This window comes from Rhizobium sp. 10N414 (genome assembly GCF_056394785.1).
Genome location: NZ_JBFTIN010000007.1, coordinates 118,385 through 139,558, shown reverse-complemented (window position 1 = coordinate 139,558; position 21,174 = coordinate 118,385). Strand labels below are relative to the sequence as shown.

Here is a 21,174-nt window from a genome sequence, read left to right as displayed (position 1 = left end):
ACCGTTCCTTCTCTTTATGGCCGCATCGCCACGCCGGCCAATTCACTCAATTGTCAGAAGCTCTCTTTCAACCACTGCCCCATGCGGGCAAAGCGGCTGGTATTTCCCCCAAGCGACATGAGCAGACCGCTCTGTGACGCATGTGTTTCCTGGTCCGCGACCTGCGGATAGATCATCAGACCGACGGCCGTCGAAAAGGCTGGGCCCTTCGCTGCAGTCGGCAGGCCCGAGACGCCCATCGGACGACCGATTCTGACGTTGCGGGCAAGAATGCGACGCGCAACTTCGGCAAGGCCGGTCAGCTGGCTCGCACCACCCGTCAGCACGACGCGCTTGCCGACGATCGGGCTGAAGCCCGAGCGCTGGATGCGGTCGCGGATCAATTCCATGGTTTCCTCGATACGGGCGCTGACAATGCGCGATACCAAAGCGCGCGGCACTTGCGTCGGCAGGTCGCGTTCGTCTTCGCCGATCGGCGGGATCGAGATCAACTCGCGCTCGTCCGAGGAGTTCGGCATTGCGGAAGCATGAACGACCTTGAGGCGCTCGGCGTCTTCGATACGGGTCGAAAGGCCGCGGGCGAGGTCCGTAGTGACGTGATGGCCGCCGAGGCTGACGGCATCCGTGTGCACCAGCTTACCTTCTGCAAAGACCGAAATCGTCGTCGTTCCGCCCCCCATATCGATCGCCGCGCAGCCCAGCTCGACTTCATCGTCGACGAGAGCTGCCAGACCGGAAGCATACGGCGTCGCAACGATTCCCTCAACCGAGAGGTGAGCGCGATTGACGCTGAGCTCGAGATTTTTAAGCGCGGTACGCTCAGCGGTGACGACGTGCATGTCGACGCCGAGAACGTCACCGTACATCGACAAGGGATCTCGGATACCGCGTTCGCCGTCGAGCGAGAAGCCGGTTGCCAGCGAATGCAGCACGGCACGATCCTGGCGCAGCGACTGCTGGCAGGCTGCCGACAGAACCTTCTTGAGGTCGTTCAGTTCGACTTCCTGGCCACCGAGATCGATGGTTGCGGTGTAGATATCGCTCGTCAGACGACCGGCCGTGACGTTAACGATCAGGCTTTCGACCGTCAGGCCGGCCATGCGCTCGGCGGCATCGACAGCAAGGCGAATCACGCTTTCCAGCGCATCGAGGTCGGAAATCGCGCCGGTCTTGATGCCGCGCGAACGCTGGTGGCCAATCCCAATGATTTCAATGTTGTGCGTGCGGCCGGGCAGCACCTGGCTTTCCTCGCGAGGCGTCAGGCGGCCGATCATGCAGACGACCTTCGTCGATCCGATGTCGAGCACCGAAACGACGTGGGACCGCTTCGACGAAAGCGGCTTCAGGCGCGGCAATCCGAAATGGGACGAACCGAACAAGCTCATATATTTTGCCCCGCCTTCTTCAAATCCTTGGTCCGCTGATCAAGCACAAGTTGCCGGCGCGCCATGGCTTCCGGCGTCAACTGAATTGCCGTGCGGTCGGTGAGCCTGAGATCGACCGCAGCGATGTCGCGCTCCAGAAGGTCCTGCTCCTTCATGAACTTCGACAGCCGCGCCAGAGCCAGATCGACATCGTCTTCCGGCAACTTCACCGCAACGCCGTTGTCCATGTGCAGATCCCAGCGGCGACCCGACACCCAGACGTAGGCCTTTACCCGCGCCCTGATCTCCGGCCACTTCGCAAATTCGGTTTCGAGCGAGGTTGCGGCAACTTCAGCACCGCGACCAACCACCAGCGGCAACTGCGAAAACTTATTGTCACGCAGCGGAGCGATGACCGAGCCACCCTTCTCCACGAGAGAGAGTTCCTGACCATGCTGCCAGATGGCGTAAGCCTGTCGCTCCGTGAGCTTTACCTCGATCGTCTTCGGATAGACCTTGCGAACTTCGACATTCTCGACCCAGGGAAGTTTCGCGATCTTCTGACGCGCGGCATCGACATCGAGCGCCACGAGCGAGGTCGTACCGTCCAGCCCCAACAACTGCAGGATCTCGATTTCGGAGGTCTCGGAATTGCCGGACACCTTCACGTCATCAATCGCAAAGCCTGCAGCCGTCGTCGTCGCCTGCGCAACCGCTTCGGTGTGACCACCGAGCGACATGCCGTAGAGACCCGTCGCCGCAAAGAATGCCAAGGCGGATACCGTCCCAACGTGAGCCGGAATATGGATGCGGCCACTCCCGAGGCTGACAAGAAAGCGCACAACGCGACGCAGCGGGCGCGGCAGAACCAACCGACCATCACCCTCGGGAAACGAGAGCTCCGCCTGATGACTTGGGCGCCCTATTCTTTTGACCGTCACCGAGAACAAGAAGCGTCCTCCACCATCCAACGGAGAAATTCACCAAACGTGTAGCCGGCATGACCGGCCATTTCGGGCACCAGGGAGGTTGGAGTCATGCCTGGCTGAGTATTGATTTCCAGCCAGATGATTTCACCATCTTCGGAGAAGCGATCGTCGTAACGAAAGTCGGAGCGACTCACGCCACGGCAACCAATTGCTTGATGCGCCCTTAACGCCAATGATTGTATTTTTTGGTAAATATTCGGTGAAATTTCCGCCGGAATGACGTGTTTCGATCCACCTGCCACGTACTTGGCATCGTAGTCGTAGAAGCCATGCCCGACCGGCACGATTTCGGTGACGCCGAGCACTTGATCGCCCATCACACCGCAGGTCAGCTCTCGACCGTAGATGTAGCGCTCGACAAGAACCTGCTCGCCATAGCGCCATTCCGGAGAGCTGATGATTTGCGGAGGATGGGATTGATCTTCCTGAACGATCACTACGCCGAAGCTGGAACCCTCGCGCACAGGCTTCACGACGTAGGGAGGCTTCATCGGGTGCTCCGCCGGAAAGGCGAATCGATTGATCACCTCGGATTGAGCAACCGGAATGCCGACAGCGGCGGCAACGCCCTTGGCCTTCTCCTTGTCCATGGCGAGCGCTGATGCAAGCACGCCGGAGTGCGTATAGGGAATCTCAAGATATTCGAGGACGCCCTGGATCGTGCCATCCTCGCCATAGGGGCCGTGCAGCGCATTGAAGACGACATCGGGCCGCAAGGCAGCAAGCTTGGCAGACACATCGCGATCGACGTCAATCCGCGTCACCTGGAAGCCCTCAGCCTCGAGAGCGTCCGCGCACGCCGTCCCGGAGGAAAGGCTTACCGGCCTCTCCGAGGAAAACCCGCCCATCAGGACAGCGACATGCTTGCGACTCATCAACACCCCCAAAAATAACCTGCACTGTGAATTTCGACGCTTGCACCAAGCTTGTTTCCCGTCCGAATCTCGCTCGGTGACGCAGGTGTATTAGAGCCTGATTATGGTTAATGAAGTGTTTACTTTCGTTAATTTTTGCCTCGAACGCCCCTCCGGAGGAAGGCCGTGCAACGTTCAGAAAACCCCACGACAACGGCGGCTTTCGTGCAGCATCCCATCAGGAATTCGCACCAGTTCGATGGCTTTTCCGCCCGTCAACTTTGAGGTTCGGCCACCCAGAAGCGCCGAATCGTCGGAAAAATGCAAAGCGTACTAATTTTTTTTGCGTTTGTTACTCGGTGGGCATTTGCGCCGAATTAAAATTGCGTTAAGAGCCGTCTGCCTCCCAAGGGCACCGGTGTAATCCCAATTGGAATGAAAATGTCAGACGCGATATCCAGAGTATCGCCGACGCCCGCTTTATCGAACAATGCGCAAGTCAACTCGCCGGCGCGTGTTCTGATCGCGAGCCTTGTCGGCACCACGATCGAATTCTTCGATTTTTACGTTTACGCCACGGCCGCCGTGCTGATCTTCCCGACGCTGTTCTTCCCGAACAGTGATCCGACCACGGCCCTGCTTGCTTCCTTTGCAACCTTCTCGATCGCCTTCTTCGCCCGTCCACTGGGCGCCGTGGTCTTCGGCCATTTCGGCGACAGGATCGGCCGCAAGACGACGCTCGTCGCCGCCCTGCTCACCATGGGCATTTCGACGGTCGTGATCGGTCTTCTGCCCTCCTACGAGTCGATTGGCGTTCTCGCGCCGCTGCTGCTCGCGCTCTGCCGCTTCGGCCAGGGCTTTGGCCTAGGCGGTGAATGGGGCGGCGCCGTGCTGCTCGCCACCGAGAATGCACCGGAAGGCAAGCGCAGCTGGTACGGCATGTTCCCGCAGCTCGGCGCGCCGGTCGGCCTGTTCCTCTCCTCGGGCATCTTCTGGCTGCTGCTGCAGGTCATGTCGCAGGATGATCTGCTGAGTTGGGGCTGGCGCGTGCCGTTCATCTCTTCGATTCTGCTGATCGCCATCGGTCTCTGGGTTCGTCTCTCGATCACCGAAACGCCGGCGTTCCAGAAGGCGATTGACAAGCAGGAGCGCGTTGCAGTCCCGGTTGCCGAACTCTTCCGCAAGCACAAGCGCAGCCTGTTCCTCGGCACCTTCGTGGCGCTCGCCACTTTCGTGCTGTTCTACATCGGCTCGGCTTACCTTCTGTCTTACAATGTCAAGGTCCTGAAGATCCCGTTCCCGGACGCGCTTAAGATCCAGATCGTCGGTTCCGTCGCCTTCGGTATCTTCATCCCGATATCAGGCAAACTCGCCGAGCGCTTCGGCCGCCGCGAGATGCTGATCCTCACCACCTTGCTGATCGGTATCTTCTCGTTCTTCCTGCCCGGTCTGATGACCGGCGGCGAAGGCAGCATTGTTGTGTTCGCGATCGTCTCCATGGCGCTGATGGGCATGACTTACGGTCTGATCGGCACGGCGCTTGCTGCGCCCTTCCCGACTGCCGTGCGCTATACCGGCTCGTCGATCACCTTCAACCTTGCCGGCATCTTCGGCGCTTCGCTGGCGCCCTACATTGCCACTTGGCTGCAGGCAAACTACGGCATGCAATATGTCGGCTACTATCTCGGTCTTTCTGCCGTCATCACCTTGATCTGCATTCTGGCCTCCGGCCGCAACGAAGTCTGATCACGAAAACAGTCCAGTTCGAAGGGCCGCGACGGGAAACTGCCGCGGCCCTTTTCATTGTTGCCGGCTAACGCCTTGCCCCTAGATTCTCGAAAACGGGGAGAGCCGGGATGCTGACACGACGATCACTGCTGGCACAAAGTGTAGGCGCCGGAATCTCGCTGACACTGCCGTCCATTGCGAGCCGGCCAGCGTCCCGCCGATCAATGTCACCTTCCTTGTCATCAACGACGTCCATGCGTGCCGCTTCGGAGACGGGCTAAGTCCCAACTGCCAGTGTGAAGGCAAGACCGACGCAAACCTGCTCCGTCACATTCTTGCGCTCAACGGCATTCACCACCAGGCATGGCCCACTGAGATCGCAGGGGAGCCGAGCGGCCTTCTGCTCGCCGGTGAGCCGATTGCGAGGCCGCAGGGCATCACCGTGTGTGGCGATGTGACCGATGATGGCGGCGGCCAGACTGCGGAGTTCGCAGAAGGGTCGCAGCTACTGGAGTCTTCTCAACGCTACCAGCAAGGACGCGGTGCCGACCACGTGCACTTTCCCGTCTATGTTGGGCTCGGCAACCACGATCTCGATCAGGACGGGCGCCCGCCGCAAATCGATTGGTATCGCGACGAACTGCGTGATTACGTGCAGATGAACCACAAGCCGAGCGTCTTCTTCAAGCCGCTGGTGCCTGTCGACAACTACGACGAAGCATCGGACAACTACTCCTGGAATTGGGGTGGCCCGCATCTGATTCAGGCGCAGCGTTACGCTGGGACAACACAAGAGGTTCAGCGAGCAGCCTCGATTGGATGAAACGCGATCTCGAGACCTATGCGTCCGATGGCCGCCCGGTGGTCATCTTCCAGCACTATGGATGGGACCGGTTTTTCCTCGAGCGCTGGAATCCTGAAATGAAGACATTCACGTTAAGAGGAAGCGGTGCGCCCCACTGGTGGGGTGAATCGGAACGTCAGGAACTCCTCGCAACCCTCGTAGGCTACAACGTAATCGGTATTTTCCACGGCCACGAGCACAACACGCCGATGGCCTATCGGGTCGGCAAGCTGGACGTTTTCAAAGCAAAAGCCGCCTTCATGGGCGGCTTCTGCCTTGTCCGGGTGACAAGCAACACGATGGATGTAGCGATCGGCGAAGCCAGTGACGACAGGGGCGGCGTAACTTTCTCCACCGCCTTCAGCAAACGCCTCACCTAACGTTACTCGCTGGTTACGCCTTGGAAAGGACGAACCTCACGTCCTGGCATGAAGACGCCGAGACGCTTGATTTCCCACTCGAGCTTGATACCGGATTTTTCGAAGACTTCGCGACGGACCTGTTCGCCGAGATATTCGAGATCATATCCCGTCGCCTGCCCCATGTTGATCATGAAATTGCAATGAAGCGACGACATCTGGGCGCCACCGATCACCAGCCCGCGGCATCCCGCTTCGTCGATGAGCTTCCAGGCGGAATGGCCGTCCGGATTCTTGAAGGTCGAGCCGCCGGTCTTCTCGCGGATCGGCTGGACCGTTTCACGATGACTGCGCACGGCATCCATCTCGGCCCGGATCTTGGCGCGGTCCTCGCTGTACCCTTCGAAGAGCACCGAGGTGAAAATCAGATCGCTCGGCACCGATGAATGACGGTAGGAATAGCCCATATCCGCGTTCGACAGGACAAGCTTGTTGCCCTTGCGATCAACCGCATTCACCTCGACGAGCCGCTCGCGCGTCTCCCCGCCGTTGGCGCCGGCGTTCATGCGCGCTGCGCCACCAATGCTGCCGGGAATACCGTAGTAGAAATGGAAGCCGCCGATGCCGTTGTCCATAGCCATGGCTGCGACATGCTTATCGGGGCAGATCGCACCAGCGCGTATTCGGTTCTCGCCCGCAAGCTCGACGGCGCCGAAGCCCTTTGCCGAAAGCCGCAACACCACGCCGGGAATGCCGCCGTCACGAACCAGGATGTTCGATCCGACGCCAACGACGGTGACCGGGACTTCCTCCGGCAAAAGCTTGAGGAAAGCAATCAGGTCGTCCTCATCATGCGGCTGGAACATCAACTCGGCCAGACCGCCAGCGTGGAACCACGTGACGCGGTCCATCGGCGCATCCGGCGTGATCCTACCGCGGATGTTCTTTACACCGTCGCCGAGCGACGCAAGAAGCTTTTCCCCATTCACCTGTTTCATGCAGATATTCCCGAAAGGCTTTCCAATTGCTTGGGCAACGCTGCCGCCCAGTATGTGATACTCCCAGCCCCCAACAGAACCACAAAATCCCCCGGCTTTGCAATCTCTGCGACCATTTCAGGCAAAAGCTCTTGGGAAGGCAGGAAGCGGGCATCGCGGTGACCGCCCGATTTGATCCGGGATACGAGTGCCTCGGAATTCACCCCTTCGATCGGATCCTCACCCGCCGCATAGACAGGCGCGAGGAAAATGCTGTCCGCATCGTTGAAGCAAGACGCGAACTCCTCGAAGAGGCTGGATAGCCGCGAATAGCGATGCGGCTGATGAACTGCGATCACGCGACCCTTGCAGGCTTCGCGCGCAGCGCGCAGCACGGCTTTGATCTCGACAGGATGGTGGCCGTAGTCGTCGAAGATCTGGACGCCATTCCATTCGCCGGTCAGCGTGAAGCGGCGCTTGACGCCGCCGAAGGAGGCCAGTCCCTTGGCAATGTCCTCGCTGGACATACCGAGGCGATTGGCAACCGCGATCGCGGCGGTGGCATTGGATATGTTGTGCCGTCCGGGCATCGGCATCACGAGATTGTCGAGCCTGATCACCTGCCCGGTTCTCCGGCGGCGGATCTCTACGTCGAAGATCGAGCGCGGACCCTCGACACGGACATTCATGAAACGAACGTCGGCCTGCGGATTCTCGCCATAGGTAACGATCTTGCGGTCCTCGATCCGGCCGACGAGCGCCTGGACTTCCGGATGGTCGAGGCACAGCACGCCGAAGCCGTAGAACGGCACGTTCTCGACGAACTGGCGGAATGCGCCGCGAACCGCATCGAAATTGCCGTAGTGGTCCAGATGCTCGGGGTCGATGTTAGTGATGACGGCAACGTCGGCGGGAAGCTTCAGGAACGTGCCGTCGGACTCGTCGGCCTCCACCACCATCCACTCACCCTCACCCATGCGAGCGTTGGTGCCATAGGCATTGATGATACCGCCGTTGATGACGGTAGGGTCGAGACCGCCTGCCTCCAACAGCGTTGCCACCAGCGACGTGGTTGTGGTCTTGCCATGCGTACCGCCGATCGCGATCGCATTGCGGAACCGCATCAATTCGGCAAGCATCTCCGCCCGGCGAACGACCGGCAGCAGCTTTTCACGCGCCGCGACAAGCTCGGGGTTGTTCTTCTTGATCGCAGTCGAGACGACCACCACTTCGGCGTCACCGAGGTTTTCTGCCTTGTGGCCGACGAAGACTTCGATGCCCTTGTCACGCAAGCGTTCCACGTTGGCGCTGTCGGCCTGATCCGATCCCTGCACGCGGTGACCGAGATTGTGGAGCACCTCGGCAATGCCGCTCATGCCGATGCCGCCGATGCCGATGAAATGAACGAGGCCGATGGCCTTCGGCATTTTCATGCGCGTTTCCCCTTGAACTCTGCAATTGTACGTCGTGCCGCAATAGCCTCTACCATGTCGGCAAGCAAGTTCGCAGCGTCGGGTTTACCCGCTTGCCTGGCTGCAGCGGCCATCCGGGCGAGCTTTTCCGGATCGTTCATCGCATGGGTGAGTATCGAAGCGATCTTCTCCGGCGAAAGCTCGGCCTGCGGAATGACCTTGGCTCCGCCGGTCGCCGCAAGCGCTGCCGCGTTCGCCGCCTGATCGTGGTCCAAAGCATGTGGGTAAGGCACAAGCACTGCCGGCCGCCCGATCACGGAAATCTCCGAAACCGTGGATGCACCGGAACGGCAGATGACGAGATGTGCCGCGGCAAGTCGTTCGGCCATGTCGCTGAAGAACGGCGCCGTATCAGCAGCCATCTTCAATTGAGCGACGCAAGCGCTCAACATGCCCATATCTTCCGGACGCACTTGCTGGGTGATGCGCAGGCGATCGCGAAGCCCGTCCTCGAGCAAGCTGATGGCTGTCGGCATCGCCTTGGAGAAATACTGCGCGCCCTGGCTGCCGCCAAAGACGACGAGATTGAAAGGCTCACCGGGATTGGACGGAGAATACGGCACTTTCGCCGCCTCGATGATGGCCGGTCGCACCGGATTGCCCGTTGTCACCGTCTTGCTCGGAAACTGGCCGTCGCCTTCGGGCAGGAACCCGCCTGCAATCGCCTGCATACGGCTAGCCAGCGCCTTGTTGGCGCGGCCCATCACGGCGTTCTGCTCGTGGATCATCGCAGGCACGCCGAGGCGCGTTGCAGCGAGCAGCGGCGGTACGGTGGGATACCCGCCGAAGCCAACGACCACCACAGGCTTGAGACGCGCGATAAGCTTCTTGGCAGCCCGCATTCCGGTCCACAGCGTCCACAGCGAGCGCGCGACAGCGACCGGATTCTTGGAGCCGATCGTCGACGACGGCACGACATGAATCTCATCGGCCGGGAATTTGCCGGCATAACGCTCGGCACGGCTATCGGTGACCAGGTGCACGGAATAGCCGCGCTCCTTCAGCTTGTAGGCCAGAGCCTCCGCAGGAAACACATGACCGCCGGTTCCCCCGGCGGCAAGCAGGACAATGCCTTTACTCATAAGCAATTACTCCGCCGGCATTCCGTGCGCGACGCGGAAGAGGCTCCGATCCTGCGCACGTTTTTCCGGCCTGTGACGCGTCAGCGCGAGAATGAACCCCGCGGTAACGCAGATGGCGACCATGGACGAACCGCCGTAGGAAATCAGCGGCAGGGTCATGCCTTTCGCCGGTAGCAGTTCGAGATTGACGCCTACGTTGATGATCGACTGTATGCCGATCTGCAGCACGAGGCCAGCGACGGCAAAGCGGTTGAAGTCGTTCCGCTCCTTGTAGGCATGCGAGAGACCGCGCAGCACGAGGACGGAAAACAGCGCAACGAGCGCCATGCAGAAGACGATGCCGAACTCTTCGGCCGCGACCGAGAAGATGAAGTCGGTATGCGCGTCGGGGATGATCCGCTTGACGATGCCCTCGCCAGGTCCCTGGCCGAACCAATCGCCACGAATGATGGCTTCGCGTGCCGTGTCGATCTGAAAAGTATCACCTTCGCCGGTCAGGAACTTGTCGATGCGCAGCGCCACGTGCGGGAAGATGTAATAGGCGCTGACAAGGCCGCCGACACCGCCTGCGCCGAGCAGGATGATCCAGATCCACGGCATGCCGGCCATGAAGAACATGCCGCCCCACACCGCCGTCGTCAGGATCGTTTGCCCAAGGTCGGGCTGCGCGACCAGAAGTGCAGCGACAATGCCGAAAAGTATGATGGCAAACAGGTTACCCGGAATCTCCGGCTGCCTTGCATGCTCGGCAAAGAGCCAGGCACAGACGACGACAAAGGCCGGCTTCATGAATTCGGAGGGTTGGATAGAGATGCCGGCAAGCGTGACCCAGCGGCGGGAGCCTTTGACCTCGACACCGAAAAACAACGCCAGCAACATCATGCCAAGGGCGACGATCAACAGGATGATCGCCGTTCGCCGCACCTGGCGGGGCGTCAGAAAGGAGAGGCCAACCATCACCGCGAGCGACGGGATCATGAAAGCGGCATGGCGCTTGACGAAGTGGAACGGCTCCAGCCCGATGCGCTCGGCGACGGCGGGCGACGCGGCGAAAGACAGCATGAAGCCGATGCCCATCAGGAAGATGAACATCGCCAGGAAGAAGCGGTCGATGGTCCAAAACCAATCGGCCAGAGGCCCACGTTCCGCGCGGCTTACCATGTTATTTATCTCCTGTTGCCGAATCGATCAGCATGGTGATTCCGTCGAGCGCTGCCACATGGCTGACAAATGCATCGCCCCTGACTTCGAAGTTCTTATATTGGTCGAAGCTTGCGCAAGCCGGGGATAACAGCACGGCCAGAGGACCGCTTTCGTCCTTTTCGGCATCGGCAGCTGCATGAGCGACGGCGCGCTCCAACGTCCCCGAAATCTCATAGGGCACGGCCTCGCCGAGTGTCGCGGCAAACTCGGCCGCGGCTTCGCCGATCAGATAGGCCTTGGCGATCCGCGGGAAGAACCCCGTCAGTGAGGTAATGCCTCCAGCTTTCGGCAAGCCGCCGGCGATCCAGTAAATGCGGTCGTAGCTCGACAACGCCGGAGCCGCGGCATCGGCGTTGGTGGCCTTCGAGTCGTTGACGAAGACGACGTTGCCGCGACGCCCGACCGGCTGCATCCGGTGCTTGAGGCCGGGAAAGGATGCGAGCCCGGCGCGTATCTCTTCTTCGGAGACGCCGACGGCCAGGCATGCGGCAAGCGCCGCTGCGGCATTCTGTGCGTTGTGGCTGCCGCGCAGCGTCTGGATCCCGTCGAGATCGGCAATCGACTTTGTTGCGCCTCCCGAGGCCTGGATGAGCTTCGTTCCATCCGCGTAGATGCCGTAGGGAAGTGCATGACGGCGGGAAATGCGCATGACCTTGCCGCCGGCCCGCTCGATACGATCCGCGATCATCTGGCAATGGCTGTCGTCCACGCCGATGACGGCGACGTCACTGCCGGCAACCAGCCGCTCCTTGATGTCGGCATAGTGCTGCATCGTGCCATGACGATCGAGATGATCCGGCGTCAGGTTGAGCAGGATGCCGGCGGACGGATTGACCGTCGGCGCGAGGTCGATCTGGTAGGACGAGCATTCGACGACGTAAAAACGTCCATCCTTCGGCGGGTCGAGCGTCAGCACCGCCGTCCCGATATTGCCGCCGAGTTGCGTATCGCGGCCGCTCGACTGCAGGATATGCGCGATCAGCGCGGTCGTCGTCGACTTGCCGTTGGTGCCGGTAATGGCAATGAACGGGCAATCGGGCGCATGAGCCCGGCGCTCGCGCACGAAGAGCTGGACGTCGCCGACGACATCGACGCCGGCGGCACGCGCAAGATCAACGGTCCAGTGCGGCTTGGGATGCGTCAGCGGCACACCCGGTGAGAGCACGAAAAGCGACTGCGCGCTCCAGTCGATGGTGCGCAGATCGGCGGTATGGATGCCCTCGGCGGCGGCTTTGGTAACGCTATCCGGATTATCATCCCAGGCGGTCACCTCGGCGCCGCCCAGTTTCAGCGCGCGCGCCGTGGCAAAGCCGGAACCGCCGAGCCCGAATAGCGCGACCTTCTTTCCTGAAAGCGTCGTAACGGGAATCATCGCCGCCTCACCGCAGCTTCAGGGTGGAGAGACCAAGCAGGGCAAGACCGACCGCGATGATCCAGAACCGGATCACCACCTGGCTTTCCGTCCAGCCCTTCTTCTCGAAATGGTGATGGATCGGCGCCATCAGGAAGACGCGCCGGCCGGTCATCTTGAAGTAGCCAACCTGGATGATGACCGAGAGCGTTTCCATCACGAACAGGCCACCGATGATCGCCATGACGATCTCATGCTTGGTAGCGACGGCAACCGTGCCGATCGTGCCGCCAAGCGCCAGCGAGCCGGTGTCGCCCATGAAGATTGCGGCGGGCGGCGCGTTGAACCAGAGGAATCCGAGGCCGGCGCCGATGACGGCCCCAAGCACCACCGAGAGCTCGCCGGTGCCCGGTACGAAGTTGATCTGCAGATAGTTTGCAAAGACGGCGTTACCCGCGAGATACGCAATCACCCCGAAGGATGCTGCGGCAATCATCACCGGCACGATGGCGAGCCCATCGAGACCATCGGTCAGGTTCACGGCATTGCCGGCACCGACGATCACGAAGCCGCCGAAGAGGACGAACATGATGCCGAGGTTGATCATGAAGTCCTTGAAGAACGGGAACGCGATCGATGAGCCGAAGGTCGAACCCGCGGTTCCGGATGCAAGCGCCGTTCGCATCATGAAGTAAACGGCAATGCCTGCGATCACGAACTCGATGCCGAGTCGCGCCTTGCCGGAGAAGCCCTTGTGGCTTTGCTTGGTGACCTTCAGGTAGTCGTCATAGAAGCCGATCGCGCCGAAACCGAGGGTGACGAGCAGCGTGGCAACCACGTAGACGTTGGAAAGATCAGCCCATAGCAGCGACGACCCGACGATACCCGCGAGGATCATCAGGCCGCCCATGGTCGGCGTACCTGCCTTCTTGAAGTGTGTCTGCGGACCGTCGGCGCGGATCGGCTGCCCCTTGCCTTGGCGGATGCGCAGCGAGTTGATGATCGTCGGACCAAAGAGGAAGACAATGAAGGCGGACGTAAACAGGGAGGCGCCCGTGCGGAAGGTAATGTACCTGAACAGATTCAAGAATTTCAGGTGTTCCGACAGTTCGACAAGCCAAATCAGCATTCAGGGCCCCTTGTTTACCCGCTCAAAAATCGCGTTGCGTGTCGGCAAATGGCGGGAACTTGTCAAGAAGCGCGGCGACGATCTTTCCGAAACCTATGCCCAGTGACGATTTTACCATCAGCACGTCGCCAGCCACGACGGAGTTCAGTACGTATTCGCTTAGTTCTTCTGTCGTCTCGTAGTGAACGACCTGGACGCTCTCCGGGAGCGATTCCTTCAGCGCAGCCATTTCACGACCGGCCAGCCAGACATGCTCAATGCCGGCAGCAAGCAACGGCCCCGCCAGATCCGAATGGACCCTTTCCGCGTAGTCGCCCATCTCCAGCATGTCGCCGAGTACGGCGATGCGCCGCCCCGCCCCCGTCGGCACCGCGCTCGCAAGCACGGCGATTGCCGCCCTCATAGAGGCGGGATTGGCGTTGTAGCTCTCGTCGATGACCGTGAAGGCGCCGTGGTCGATCATCAGCCGATGACGGCGGCCCCTGCCCTTCTCGGGCTGGAGCGTCGCGAGGGCGCCGATCGCCTGCTGCATGTCCGCACCGACTATCTTCACGACCCCGAGGGCAGCCAGCGCATTCTCCGCGATGTGCCGGCCCGGCGCACCGATTGCCACTTCCTTCGTGTCGCCGTCGATGGTGATCCAGAGCGTCGAACTCTGGTCCGAGCCGTTAAACTCTGCCAGGCGGAAATCCGCTTTCGCGTGCTGACCGAAGGAATGGATGTGGTGGATACCGCAAGCTTGTGCCGTCCGCTCCAGAAAGTTGAACTGGTCGTTGTCTCGATTGAGCACGACCTGCCCACCGGACACGACGCCTTCGAAAATCTCGGCCTTGGCCGTCGCGATCTCACGAATGCTCTTGAAGTTGCCAAGGTGTGCCGGCGCGATTGTCGTGATCACGGCGACATGCGGCTTGATCATCTTGACCAGCGGGCGGATCTCGTCCGGATGGTTCATGCCCACTTCGAAGACACCAAAATACGTGTCGAGCGGCATCCGGGCGAGCGTCAGGGGTACGCCCCAGTGATTGTTGAATGAGGCAACGGAAGCGTGCACCTTGCCCGATGGAGACAAGACCCGGCGCAGCATCTCCTTGGTGGTCGTCTTGCCGACCGAACCGGTGACGGCAATGATCTGGGCGCGCGAACGGGCGCGAGCAGCCTGTCCGAGCTTTCCGAGTGCCGCCAACACATCTTCGACAACGATCACTGGGACGGTGAGCCGCCCCATGGCTGGCAGGCGCGCTTCGCTGACGACGAGAAGAGCGGCTCCGTTTGCCATCGCCATCGACGCGAAGTCGTGGCCATCGACGCGGTCGCCCTTGATGGCGAAGAAGGCTTCGCCGGGCGCAATGGAGCGGCTGTCGATGGAAATCCCGGTAATGCCCTCAGGCAAAGTGCCGAACGGCCGCCCTGCCATGGCGGCAATCATGTCTTCCGTCGTCCAAAGCCAGTTCACGGTTTCAGCTCCTCCAAAGCCTTACGCAATTCGGCGTGATCCGAAAACGGCAGGGTGACGCCCCCTATCGTCTGCCCTTCCTCGTGCCCCTTGCCGGCGACGATCAGCGTGTCGCCGGATGTCAGCATCCCGACCGCCGTTCGGATCGCCTCGGCGCGGTCGCCGATTTCGGTTGCGCAGCCAGCGGCCGCCATGATCTCGGCACGGATGCTCGACGGCTCTTCGGAGCGCGGATTGTCGTCCGTGACAATCACCACATCGGCCAGACGGCAGGCGATTTCGCCCATGATCGGGCGCTTGCCGCGATCGCGGTCGCCACCGCAGCCAAACACGACGATGACGCGGCCCGTAGTAAACGGACGAACGGATTCCAGGACGTTGGCAAGCGCGTCTGGCTTGTGTGCGTAGTCAACATAAGCAAGCGCGCCGTCCCTGGTGTGGCCCACCAGCTCCAGTCGACCCGATGCGCCCTGCAGCTTTTCGAGGGCCGCCATGGCAACCTTCGCCGGCACACCCGTCGACATGGCGAGACCTGCCGCGACGAGCGCATTGGCCACCTGGAAGTCGCCCGCAAGCGGAATGTCGACCTCGAAGATTTCGTCCTCGGCATGGATTTCAGCCACCTGCTTGTGGCGGAAATGCTCGACGCGCTTCAGCGTCAGGTAGTCACCCTTGCGACCAACGGTGCGGACGTCATGACCCGAGTCGCGCGCCGCTTTGACGGCTTGCTCCGACCACGCATCGTCAGCGAAGATCACCGCCGGTGCGCCCTTTGGCAGCAGCGTATCGAAAAGCCGCATCTTCGCGGCCATGTAGCTTTCGATCGTCGGATGATAGTCCATGTGATCGCGGCCTAGATTGGTAAAGGCAGCGGCAGTGAGCCTGACGCCATCCAGACGGCCCTGATCGAGGCCATGGCTGGAGGCTTCCATCGAGGCATGTGTAACGCCCTCCCCGGAGAGCTCAGCCAGTAATTTGTGAAGCGAAACTGGATCGGGCGTCGTCAGCGAGCCATATTCATTGCGTGTCGGAGAGACGACACCAGTCGTACCGATCATCGCCGCCGGATGGCCGGCATAAGCCCAGATCTGCCGCGTAAAGGAGGCAACCGACGTCTTGCCTGCAGTACCGGTCACGGCAACCATCGTTTCCGGCTGCTTGCCATAGAAGTGAGAGGCCGCGATCGAGAGGAAGCGGCGCGGATCGTTCACGACGAGAACAGGTATGGAAGCATCAATGCCATGGGAGGCAATGGCCACGACAGCACCGCGCGTCGCCGCATCGGCGATAAAACCTGCTCCATCTGCCTTCGTCCCGGCGACAGCTACAAACACCATTCCGCGTTCGATCTTGCGGCTGTCGGACGAGATGCCCAAAACCGCCAGCGCCCCGACAGACCCGGCTAATTGATTTTCAAGTTCCGGAAATGCATCTCCGGCGATGTCTCGCAAGTTCATCGAATGTACTTTTCTCATTCAAGCCGCCGCGCCCCCGTGGCGAATCGGCTCCGACATTCATTCAGACTCAATAAGACACCAACATGGCCGATCCGTCGTCACCGAACTTGGGTTCCACACCGAGAATTGGCGCTGCGCGGGCAATGATGTTCTTCACCATCGGTGCAGCAGTATACGCGGCGATGTTCTGACCCTTCTCGCCATTGTGCGGTTCATCGCAGAACGTCAGCACGACATACTTCGGATCCTCGATCGGAAATGCGGCGAGGAACGCATTGAAGTTGAGGTTCGTCGCATAGCGGCCATTGACCACCTTGTCAGCCGTGCCAGTCTTGCCGCCGACGTTGAAGCCGGGGACGTCAGCATTGCGGCCGGAGCCCTTGATGCCGTTCAGCTTGAAGAGATAACGCACGTCGTCGCTGGTCGACTTCTTGACAACCACTTCAGCAACCTCGTCCGCCTGTTCCCGATTGCGCGGCAGGAAGGTTGGCTCGATGAGCTTGCCGCCGTTGACGAGCGCCGCGCCGGCAACCGCCGTCTGCAGTGGCGTCGTGGAAACGCCGTGGCCGAAGGAAATCGTGATCGAGTTGATCTTCTTCCAAACCTTCGGTTGGCTCGGCATCTTCACTTCCGGCAGTTCGGTCTGCATCTTGGTCAAAAGGCCGAGCTTCGTAAGATAATCCTTCTGAGCATCCATCCCGACAATGTCGATGATGCGAGCGGTGCCGACGTTCGACGAATACTGGAACACCTCAGGCAGCGTCAGCCAACGGCGCTGGCCGTGGAAGTCGTGAATGGTGAAGCCGCCGATGCGGATCGGCTGCGTCGCATCGAAGCTGTCGTTCAGGCTGACCTTGCCCGTGTCGAGCGCCATGGCAAGCGAGAACGTCTTGAAGGTCGAGCCCATTTCGAACGTGCCGTTCGACATGCGGTTCAGCCAGCCCTCCTTGGCGCCCTCCAGCGGGTTGTTCGGATCGAAATCCGGGGCCGATGCCATTCCGAGCACTTCGCCGGTATGAATATCGAGGATGACAGCGCCGGCGCCCTTGGCCTCGTAGTTCTTGACCGCGTTGACGACGACATCGCGCACGATGTTCTGGACGCGGACGTCAATCGACAGGCGAACGGGCTCCAGCGGCTGGTCGCTTGTCATGCCGACGGAAGCGAGGTCGGCAAGGCCCTGATCGTCAATGTATTTTTCCATGCCGGCAACGCCGCGGTTGTCGATGTTGACGTAACCGAGAATGTGCGCTGCGGTGGCGCCACCCGGATAAAAGCGGCGCTTCTCAGGGCGGAAGCCGATGCCCGGAATGCCGAGCGCAAGGATCTGGCTCTGTTGCTTCGGCGTCAGCTGGCGACGCAGCCAGGCGAAGTGGGACGTGCGGTTCGCGAGCTTCTTGTAAGTCCCCTTCATGTCGAGGTCGGGCATAACGGTGGCGAGTTTCTCGACCGCCTCGTCGGGATCGACAACCTTGTTCGGCTCGGCAAACAGCGAGACGGTGCGGATATCGGTCGCCAGCACCTCGCCGTTTCGGTCCAGGATATCCGGGCGCGACGCCATCAGACGATCAGGCGGCAGGATACTGGACACGACATCGGGGTCGCGGACTGCGTATTCGACGAGACGCCCGCCGATCACGCAATAAACAGCAACGAAGCCGACGATCAGGAGCCCGACGCGGCTCTTGGCCTGTCCCGCCCTCTTTTTTCGCGATCCCTCGATCGGCCTATTGCCGCCGAGGCGGTTGTGCGTGCCGGCGGAGAAATGCGCCTGGCTCTTCAAGACCATGATGCGTGAAAGAAACGACATCTCTACTCCACCGATCCGGTTGCCATCATGTCTTCTTCTTCGGGTTCAGGCGCCACCGCCTTTGGCTTCGCCTTGGCACCGGCCTTCGCTTCGGTAATGTCGGGAACCGGAACTTGCGACTTCAGCATCGGCAGTTCCTTGGCATGAACCAGCGACGTGGAAGCCGTCGGCTGCAGCTGAAGCTCACCATTGTAGTTGTTGACGAGCCGCTCGAGCCTGTTCGGCTGGGACAACAGAGCCCAATCGGCCTTCAACAGATCGATGGTATCCTTCTCGAGCTTGATCTCCGCTTCAAGCCGATGAACTTCCTCGAGCTTGAGCTCGGCATGGTGCTTGATCGTATAGGTGACAGCAGCAGCTGCTGTCATGACACCGACGAGGATGAGGTCCAAGGTTCTCAGCATATCAGGCTCCGAGCTTTCCGAGACTCGCCAGATTCGGCAGCCCGAAGATGGAAATATCCGCCGCTTCAGCGGGTGCGGCAGTGCGCAGCCCTGCCCGCAGCTTGGCAGATCGCGCCCGCGGGTTTGCCTGCGCCTCCGCCTCGGTCGCAGCAACCATGGGTTTGCCGATCCGCTCGAAGGTCGCCGCACGCTCGTGCGCGACGGGCAGATGACGCGAGCCCGAAGCCTTGCCGGCGCGATCAGAGAAGAAGGTCTTGACGATCCGATCTTCGAGCGAATGGAAGGTAACCACAACGAGACGCCCGCCGGGCTTCAGCACGCGCTCGGCGGCAAACAGCGCCCGCGCCAGCTCGCCAAGTTCGTCGTTGACGAAAACCCGCAACGCCTGGAAGACCCGGGTCGCCGGATGAATCTTGTCCTTCATTTTACGTGGGGTGACGAGCTCGATCAGACCAGCCAGATCGCGCGTCGTCTCGAACGGCTTTTCAGCCCGCCGCTTTTCAATCGCATGCGCGATGCGCGGCGACTGACTTTCCTCTCCGAGAAAATGAAAGATGCGGATCAGATCAGCCACCTTGGCACGATTGACCACATCGGCCGCCGAAACGCCAGCCGCCGACATCCGCATGTCCAGCGGACCATTCTTCTGGAACGAGAAACCGCGCTCGGCCTCATCGATCTGCATTGAGGACACGCCGATATCGAGCACGACTCCATCCAGCCCGCCCGATGGAGCAGCATCGGCCAATTGAGAAAACCGCGAATGAACGAGCTTCAAGCGGCCTTGGCTTTCAGCGACAAGGGCCTGACCGGCTTCGATGGCGGTCGGATCGCGATCCAGGGCGATCACATTGGCGCCAGCACCCAGAATGGCAGAAGTATAGCCGCCCGCACCGAAGGTGCCATCGAGAATGATCTTGCCGGGCAACGGCTCGAGCGCGGCAAGCACCTCATTGAGAAGAACCGGAATGTGGCGAACCGGTCCGCCACCGGCATCAGTTGAATCTCCGCCAGGATTCGCCGCCATTCCGTTCCCTCGTATTTTTAGGAACGCCTGCCCGCCAGCCGACGCCCTCCTCGTGCCTGCACCTGAGCAGCCTGAAATGCCTGCGGCTGCCACAGCTGAAAATGATCCGCCCGACCAACGAAGGTCACTTCGTCCGAGATACCGGTGAAGTCGCGGATGAAATCCGTGACCATCAGCCGGCCTTCCGCATCGAGCTTCATGAAGATACCGCCCCCGTGGATGAGAAGCGACATCTCGTTCGCGTCCGGCGAAAACGGATCTTCCGCAGAGATTTGACGCTCGAACCTCTCCAGGAGATCCGGACCGCCGACACTGATCGCCGGAAACACAAAGTCCTGGAAGCAATAGAGCTCCTGAACATTGCGCTGCGCCAACACGGATCGAAACGCCGCCGGCACGGAAACCCTGCCCTTGGAATCGATTCTGTTGGTCGCATTTGAAAGGAAGCGGCTCATGACACGAAACATCCGTTCCCGAAAGAGCCCGGACTGAACTCAAAAGCCCGGAACCCTGAAATTCAGGCACAGCTTCGCGAGCCGAATGGGCAAGACCCCATCCGGAGCTTCCGGAACAGAAGACACCTTGGCTTTGCGATTGGTGGGCACCTACTTGCCCTTGCGCAGTGCATGAATGGGATAACATGGGACCATATGGGCGTCAATGGGAAACGCCCGTCTCACGATGAGCGCCGTATCGAAAATTTATAAGCTGTTAAGTTTAACAAAGGGTTAGTTCCGCACTTACCGATGCCGCGAACCAGCCCTGCCAGCACGCGCCCGAAGGCGACCGATGGCTCAGATCGGCACAACCAAATATGCAATTTCCAACAAAGGCTTAAGGCTTGCTCTTCAACAGTGGCAGGCGTCGATCCAAGGCACCCCATGAAGAGGTATGCAGCCGCTATCCCCTTTGAAGTAAGCGACCAAGCTATTCGGATATTGCCATGTGCAAAATAATAAGGAGGCGGAGAATTGAATCGGTTCAGCGCTGCCGCATATTAATGAAAGCTAAATAAGTAACCGTGGAGTAATAGTATGACAAACTTCACATTAAAGGGACTTCTTTACGGACGCTTTGAACCGGAAAAGCGTATTCCACTGTCGCAGTCAGGCATGACGACCGACATCCAATGCGATTCCTGCGGCAAGATATTCAAGCGCTGGTCCATTCTCGCGCGCAGCAGCACCACCTGCGATGAATGCCTGGCAAAGGCACCGACCGCCCACTAGCAATCGACGACATCAACAAGACGCGTCTTAGCAAAGGTAGTTCGCCAGTTGGCCTGTAAGCCGGGTTCTGTATGGCCCCGGCCGAAGCCGGAACGTGGCAGCCATTCCTCTGGGACAGCGTTCGCACGCTGCCTCACGCAACCCACCCGGATGACTGACCTGGAAACCAGCCGGAAGGCTTTCGCCTCCCACGTCATCCCTATTCGGTCTTGCTCCCGGTGGGGTTTACCTTGCCATCGCCGTTACCGGAGATGCGGTGGGCTCTTACCCCACCCTTTCACCCTTACCTGCCGAGGCAGGCGGTTTGCTTTCTGTGGCACTTTCCCTGAGGTCGCCCTCGCCGGACGTTATCCGGCACCGTGTTTCCGTGGAGCCCGGACTTTCCTCACCCTACCGCCTTTCGGCATTGGTAAAGCGCGGCTGCCCGGCCAACTGGCAT

General features: G+C 60.4%; 17 protein-coding genes, 1 other RNA gene and 1 pseudogene. 3 read left to right on the top strand and 16 right to left on the bottom strand.

All coding sequences use genetic code 11. The features are described 5' to 3' along the window. Window positions 1-53: 53 nt before the first annotated feature. From ftsA to AC1DE4_RS09690, 3 genes are read right to left on the bottom strand one after another with little or no spacing between them, the layout of a single operon-like run. Window positions 54-1,385 carry a cell division protein FtsA gene (ftsA, locus tag AC1DE4_RS09700; RefSeq protein WP_018858330.1) on the bottom strand — a complete coding sequence of 444 codons (1,332 nt, stop codon included), beginning with the start codon at window positions 1,383-1,385 and terminating at the stop codon, window positions 54-56. Beyond that, the gene (locus tag AC1DE4_RS09695) at window positions 1,382-2,314 is read right to left on the bottom strand and encodes a cell division protein FtsQ/DivIB (RefSeq protein ID WP_026371941.1); all 933 of its coding nucleotides are present in this window, start codon (window positions 2,312-2,314) and stop codon (window positions 1,382-1,384) included. The genes ftsA and AC1DE4_RS09695 overlap by 4 nt, the downstream gene beginning before the upstream one ends. Then, complete coding sequence (locus AC1DE4_RS09690) at window positions 2,302-3,228, bottom strand: D-alanine--D-alanine ligase (RefSeq protein ID WP_018858328.1); 927 nt, start codon at window positions 3,226-3,228, stop codon at window positions 2,302-2,304. Before AC1DE4_RS09690 ends, AC1DE4_RS09695 begins: the two co-directional genes overlap by 13 nt. A gap of 420 nt (window positions 3,229-3,648) precedes the next feature. Here AC1DE4_RS09690 and AC1DE4_RS09685 point away from each other — a divergent pair, with 420 nt between their 5' ends. Beyond that, window positions 3,649-4,953, top strand: a complete 1,305-nt coding sequence (locus tag AC1DE4_RS09685) for an MFS transporter (RefSeq protein WP_018858327.1) — start codon at window positions 3,649-3,651, stop codon at window positions 4,951-4,953. A gap of 110 nt (window positions 4,954-5,063) precedes the next feature. After that, window positions 5,064-6,159: pseudogene (locus tag AC1DE4_RS09680) on the top strand (metallophosphoesterase). Between the two features lie 2 nt (window positions 6,160-6,161). On the opposite strand, the gene murB reads toward AC1DE4_RS09680, so the two are convergent. From murB to mraZ, 12 genes are all read right to left on the bottom strand, one after another. Then, the gene (murB, locus tag AC1DE4_RS09675; RefSeq protein WP_477881175.1) at window positions 6,162-7,136 is read right to left on the bottom strand and encodes a UDP-N-acetylmuramate dehydrogenase; all 975 of its coding nucleotides are present in this window, start codon (window positions 7,134-7,136) and stop codon (window positions 6,162-6,164) included. Continuing rightward, a complete protein-coding gene (murC, locus tag AC1DE4_RS09670) occupies window positions 7,133-8,548 on the bottom strand; it encodes a UDP-N-acetylmuramate--L-alanine ligase (protein ID WP_477881173.1) in 1,416 nt (471 codons plus the stop codon). The genes murB and murC overlap by 4 nt, the downstream gene beginning before the upstream one ends. Further along, window positions 8,545-9,669 carry an undecaprenyldiphospho-muramoylpentapeptide beta-N-acetylglucosaminyltransferase gene (gene murG / locus AC1DE4_RS09665; RefSeq protein ID WP_113471580.1) on the bottom strand — a complete coding sequence of 375 codons (1,125 nt, stop codon included), beginning with the start codon at window positions 9,667-9,669 and terminating at the stop codon, window positions 8,545-8,547. The genes murC and murG overlap by 4 nt, the downstream gene beginning before the upstream one ends. 6 nt (window positions 9,670-9,675) lie before the next feature. After that, entirely contained in the window at window positions 9,676-10,830 is a 1,155-nt protein-coding gene (gene ftsW / locus AC1DE4_RS09660; protein ID WP_018858323.1) for a putative lipid II flippase FtsW, read from the bottom strand. A gap of 1 nt (window position 10,831) precedes the next feature. Beyond that, window positions 10,832-12,244 carry a UDP-N-acetylmuramoyl-L-alanine--D-glutamate ligase gene (gene murD, locus AC1DE4_RS09655; RefSeq protein ID WP_477881171.1) on the bottom strand — a complete coding sequence of 471 codons (1,413 nt, stop codon included), beginning with the start codon at window positions 12,242-12,244 and terminating at the stop codon, window positions 10,832-10,834. A 7-nt stretch (window positions 12,245-12,251) separates the two neighbouring features. Further along, on the bottom strand, window positions 12,252-13,352 hold the full coding sequence (gene mraY, locus AC1DE4_RS09650) for a phospho-N-acetylmuramoyl-pentapeptide-transferase (protein WP_018858321.1): 1,101 nt from the start codon (window positions 13,350-13,352) through the stop codon (window positions 12,252-12,254). A 22-nt stretch (window positions 13,353-13,374) separates the two neighbouring features. Further along, window positions 13,375-14,808 (bottom strand): UDP-N-acetylmuramoylalanyl-D-glutamyl-2,6-diaminopimelate--D-alanyl-D-alanine ligase, encoded by a 1,434-nt coding sequence (locus AC1DE4_RS09645; RefSeq protein ID WP_018858320.1) that lies wholly within the window; start codon window positions 14,806-14,808, stop codon window positions 13,375-13,377. Beyond that, window positions 14,805-16,265 carry a UDP-N-acetylmuramoyl-L-alanyl-D-glutamate--2,6-diaminopimelate ligase gene (locus tag AC1DE4_RS09640; protein WP_018858319.1) on the bottom strand — a complete coding sequence of 487 codons (1,461 nt, stop codon included), beginning with the start codon at window positions 16,263-16,265 and terminating at the stop codon, window positions 14,805-14,807. The genes AC1DE4_RS09645 and AC1DE4_RS09640 overlap by 4 nt, the downstream gene beginning before the upstream one ends. Before the next feature lie 67 nt (window positions 16,266-16,332). Next, window positions 16,333-18,075 (bottom strand): peptidoglycan D,D-transpeptidase FtsI family protein, encoded by a 1,743-nt coding sequence (locus AC1DE4_RS09635; RefSeq protein WP_018858318.1) that lies wholly within the window; start codon window positions 18,073-18,075, stop codon window positions 16,333-16,335. 2 nt (window positions 18,076-18,077) lie between these two features. Further along, complete coding sequence (gene ftsL / locus AC1DE4_RS09630; protein ID WP_018858317.1) at window positions 18,078-18,479, bottom strand: cell division protein FtsL; 402 nt, start codon at window positions 18,477-18,479, stop codon at window positions 18,078-18,080. A gap of 1 nt (window position 18,480) precedes the next feature. Then, a complete protein-coding gene (gene rsmH, locus AC1DE4_RS09625) occupies window positions 18,481-19,506 on the bottom strand; it encodes a 16S rRNA (cytosine(1402)-N(4))-methyltransferase RsmH (protein ID WP_477881169.1) in 1,026 nt (341 codons plus the stop codon). A gap of 17 nt (window positions 19,507-19,523) precedes the next feature. Then, window positions 19,524-19,961 (bottom strand): division/cell wall cluster transcriptional repressor MraZ, encoded by a 438-nt coding sequence (gene mraZ / locus AC1DE4_RS09620; protein ID WP_025659370.1) that lies wholly within the window; start codon window positions 19,959-19,961, stop codon window positions 19,524-19,526. A 579-nt stretch (window positions 19,962-20,540) separates the two neighbouring features. Here mraZ and AC1DE4_RS09615 point away from each other — a divergent pair. Beyond that, window positions 20,541-20,735: a hypothetical protein gene (locus AC1DE4_RS09615; protein WP_018858314.1), complete on the top strand. Its 195-nt coding sequence runs from the start codon at window positions 20,541-20,543 to the stop codon at window positions 20,733-20,735. A gap of 40 nt (window positions 20,736-20,775) precedes the next feature. Here AC1DE4_RS09615 and rnpB read toward each other — a convergent pair. Further along, an RNA gene (rnpB, locus tag AC1DE4_RS09610) (RNase P RNA component class A) lies at window positions 20,776-21,171 on the bottom strand. Window positions 21,172-21,174 lie beyond the last annotated feature (3 nt).

Excerpts from the sequence above, each read along its gene's own strand:
- ftsA (WP_018858330.1), bottom strand. The coding sequence starts at position 1,385 with ATGAGCTTGTTCGGTTCGTCCCATTTCGGATTGCCGCGCCTGAAGCCG.
- AC1DE4_RS09690 (WP_018858328.1), bottom strand. The coding sequence starts at position 3,228 with ATGAGTCGCAAGCATGTCGCTGTCCTGATGGGCGGGTTTTCCTCGGAG.
- AC1DE4_RS09685 (WP_018858327.1), top strand. The coding sequence starts at position 3,649 with ATGTCAGACGCGATATCCAGAGTATCGCCGACGCCCGCTTTATCGAAC.
- murB (WP_477881175.1), bottom strand. The coding sequence starts at position 7,136 with ATGAAACAGGTGAATGGGGAAAAGCTTCTTGCGTCGCTCGGCGACGGT.
- murC (WP_477881173.1), bottom strand. The coding sequence starts at position 8,548 with ATGAAAATGCCGAAGGCCATCGGCCTCGTTCATTTCATCGGCATCGGC.
- murG (WP_113471580.1), bottom strand. The coding sequence starts at position 9,669 with ATGAGTAAAGGCATTGTCCTGCTTGCCGCCGGGGGAACCGGCGGTCAT.
- ftsW (WP_018858323.1), bottom strand. The coding sequence starts at position 10,830 with ATGGTAAGCCGCGCGGAACGTGGGCCTCTGGCCGATTGGTTTTGGACC.
- murD (WP_477881171.1), bottom strand. The coding sequence starts at position 12,244 with ATGATTCCCGTTACGACGCTTTCAGGAAAGAAGGTCGCGCTATTCGGG.
- mraY (WP_018858321.1), bottom strand. The coding sequence starts at position 13,352 with ATGCTGATTTGGCTTGTCGAACTGTCGGAACACCTGAAATTCTTGAAT.
- AC1DE4_RS09640 (WP_018858319.1), bottom strand. The coding sequence starts at position 16,265 with ATGAACTTGCGAGACATCGCCGGAGATGCATTTCCGGAACTTGAAAAT.
- AC1DE4_RS09635 (WP_018858318.1), bottom strand. The coding sequence starts at position 18,075 with ATGTCGTTTCTTTCACGCATCATGGTCTTGAAGAGCCAGGCGCATTTC.
- ftsL (WP_018858317.1), bottom strand. The coding sequence starts at position 18,479 with ATGCTGAGAACCTTGGACCTCATCCTCGTCGGTGTCATGACAGCAGCT.
- rsmH (WP_477881169.1), bottom strand. The coding sequence starts at position 19,506 with ATGGCGGCGAATCCTGGCGGAGATTCAACTGATGCCGGTGGCGGACCG.
- mraZ (WP_025659370.1), bottom strand. The coding sequence starts at position 19,961 with ATGAGCCGCTTCCTTTCAAATGCGACCAACAGAATCGATTCCAAGGGC.
- AC1DE4_RS09615 (WP_018858314.1), top strand. The coding sequence starts at position 20,541 with ATGACAAACTTCACATTAAAGGGACTTCTTTACGGACGCTTTGAACCG.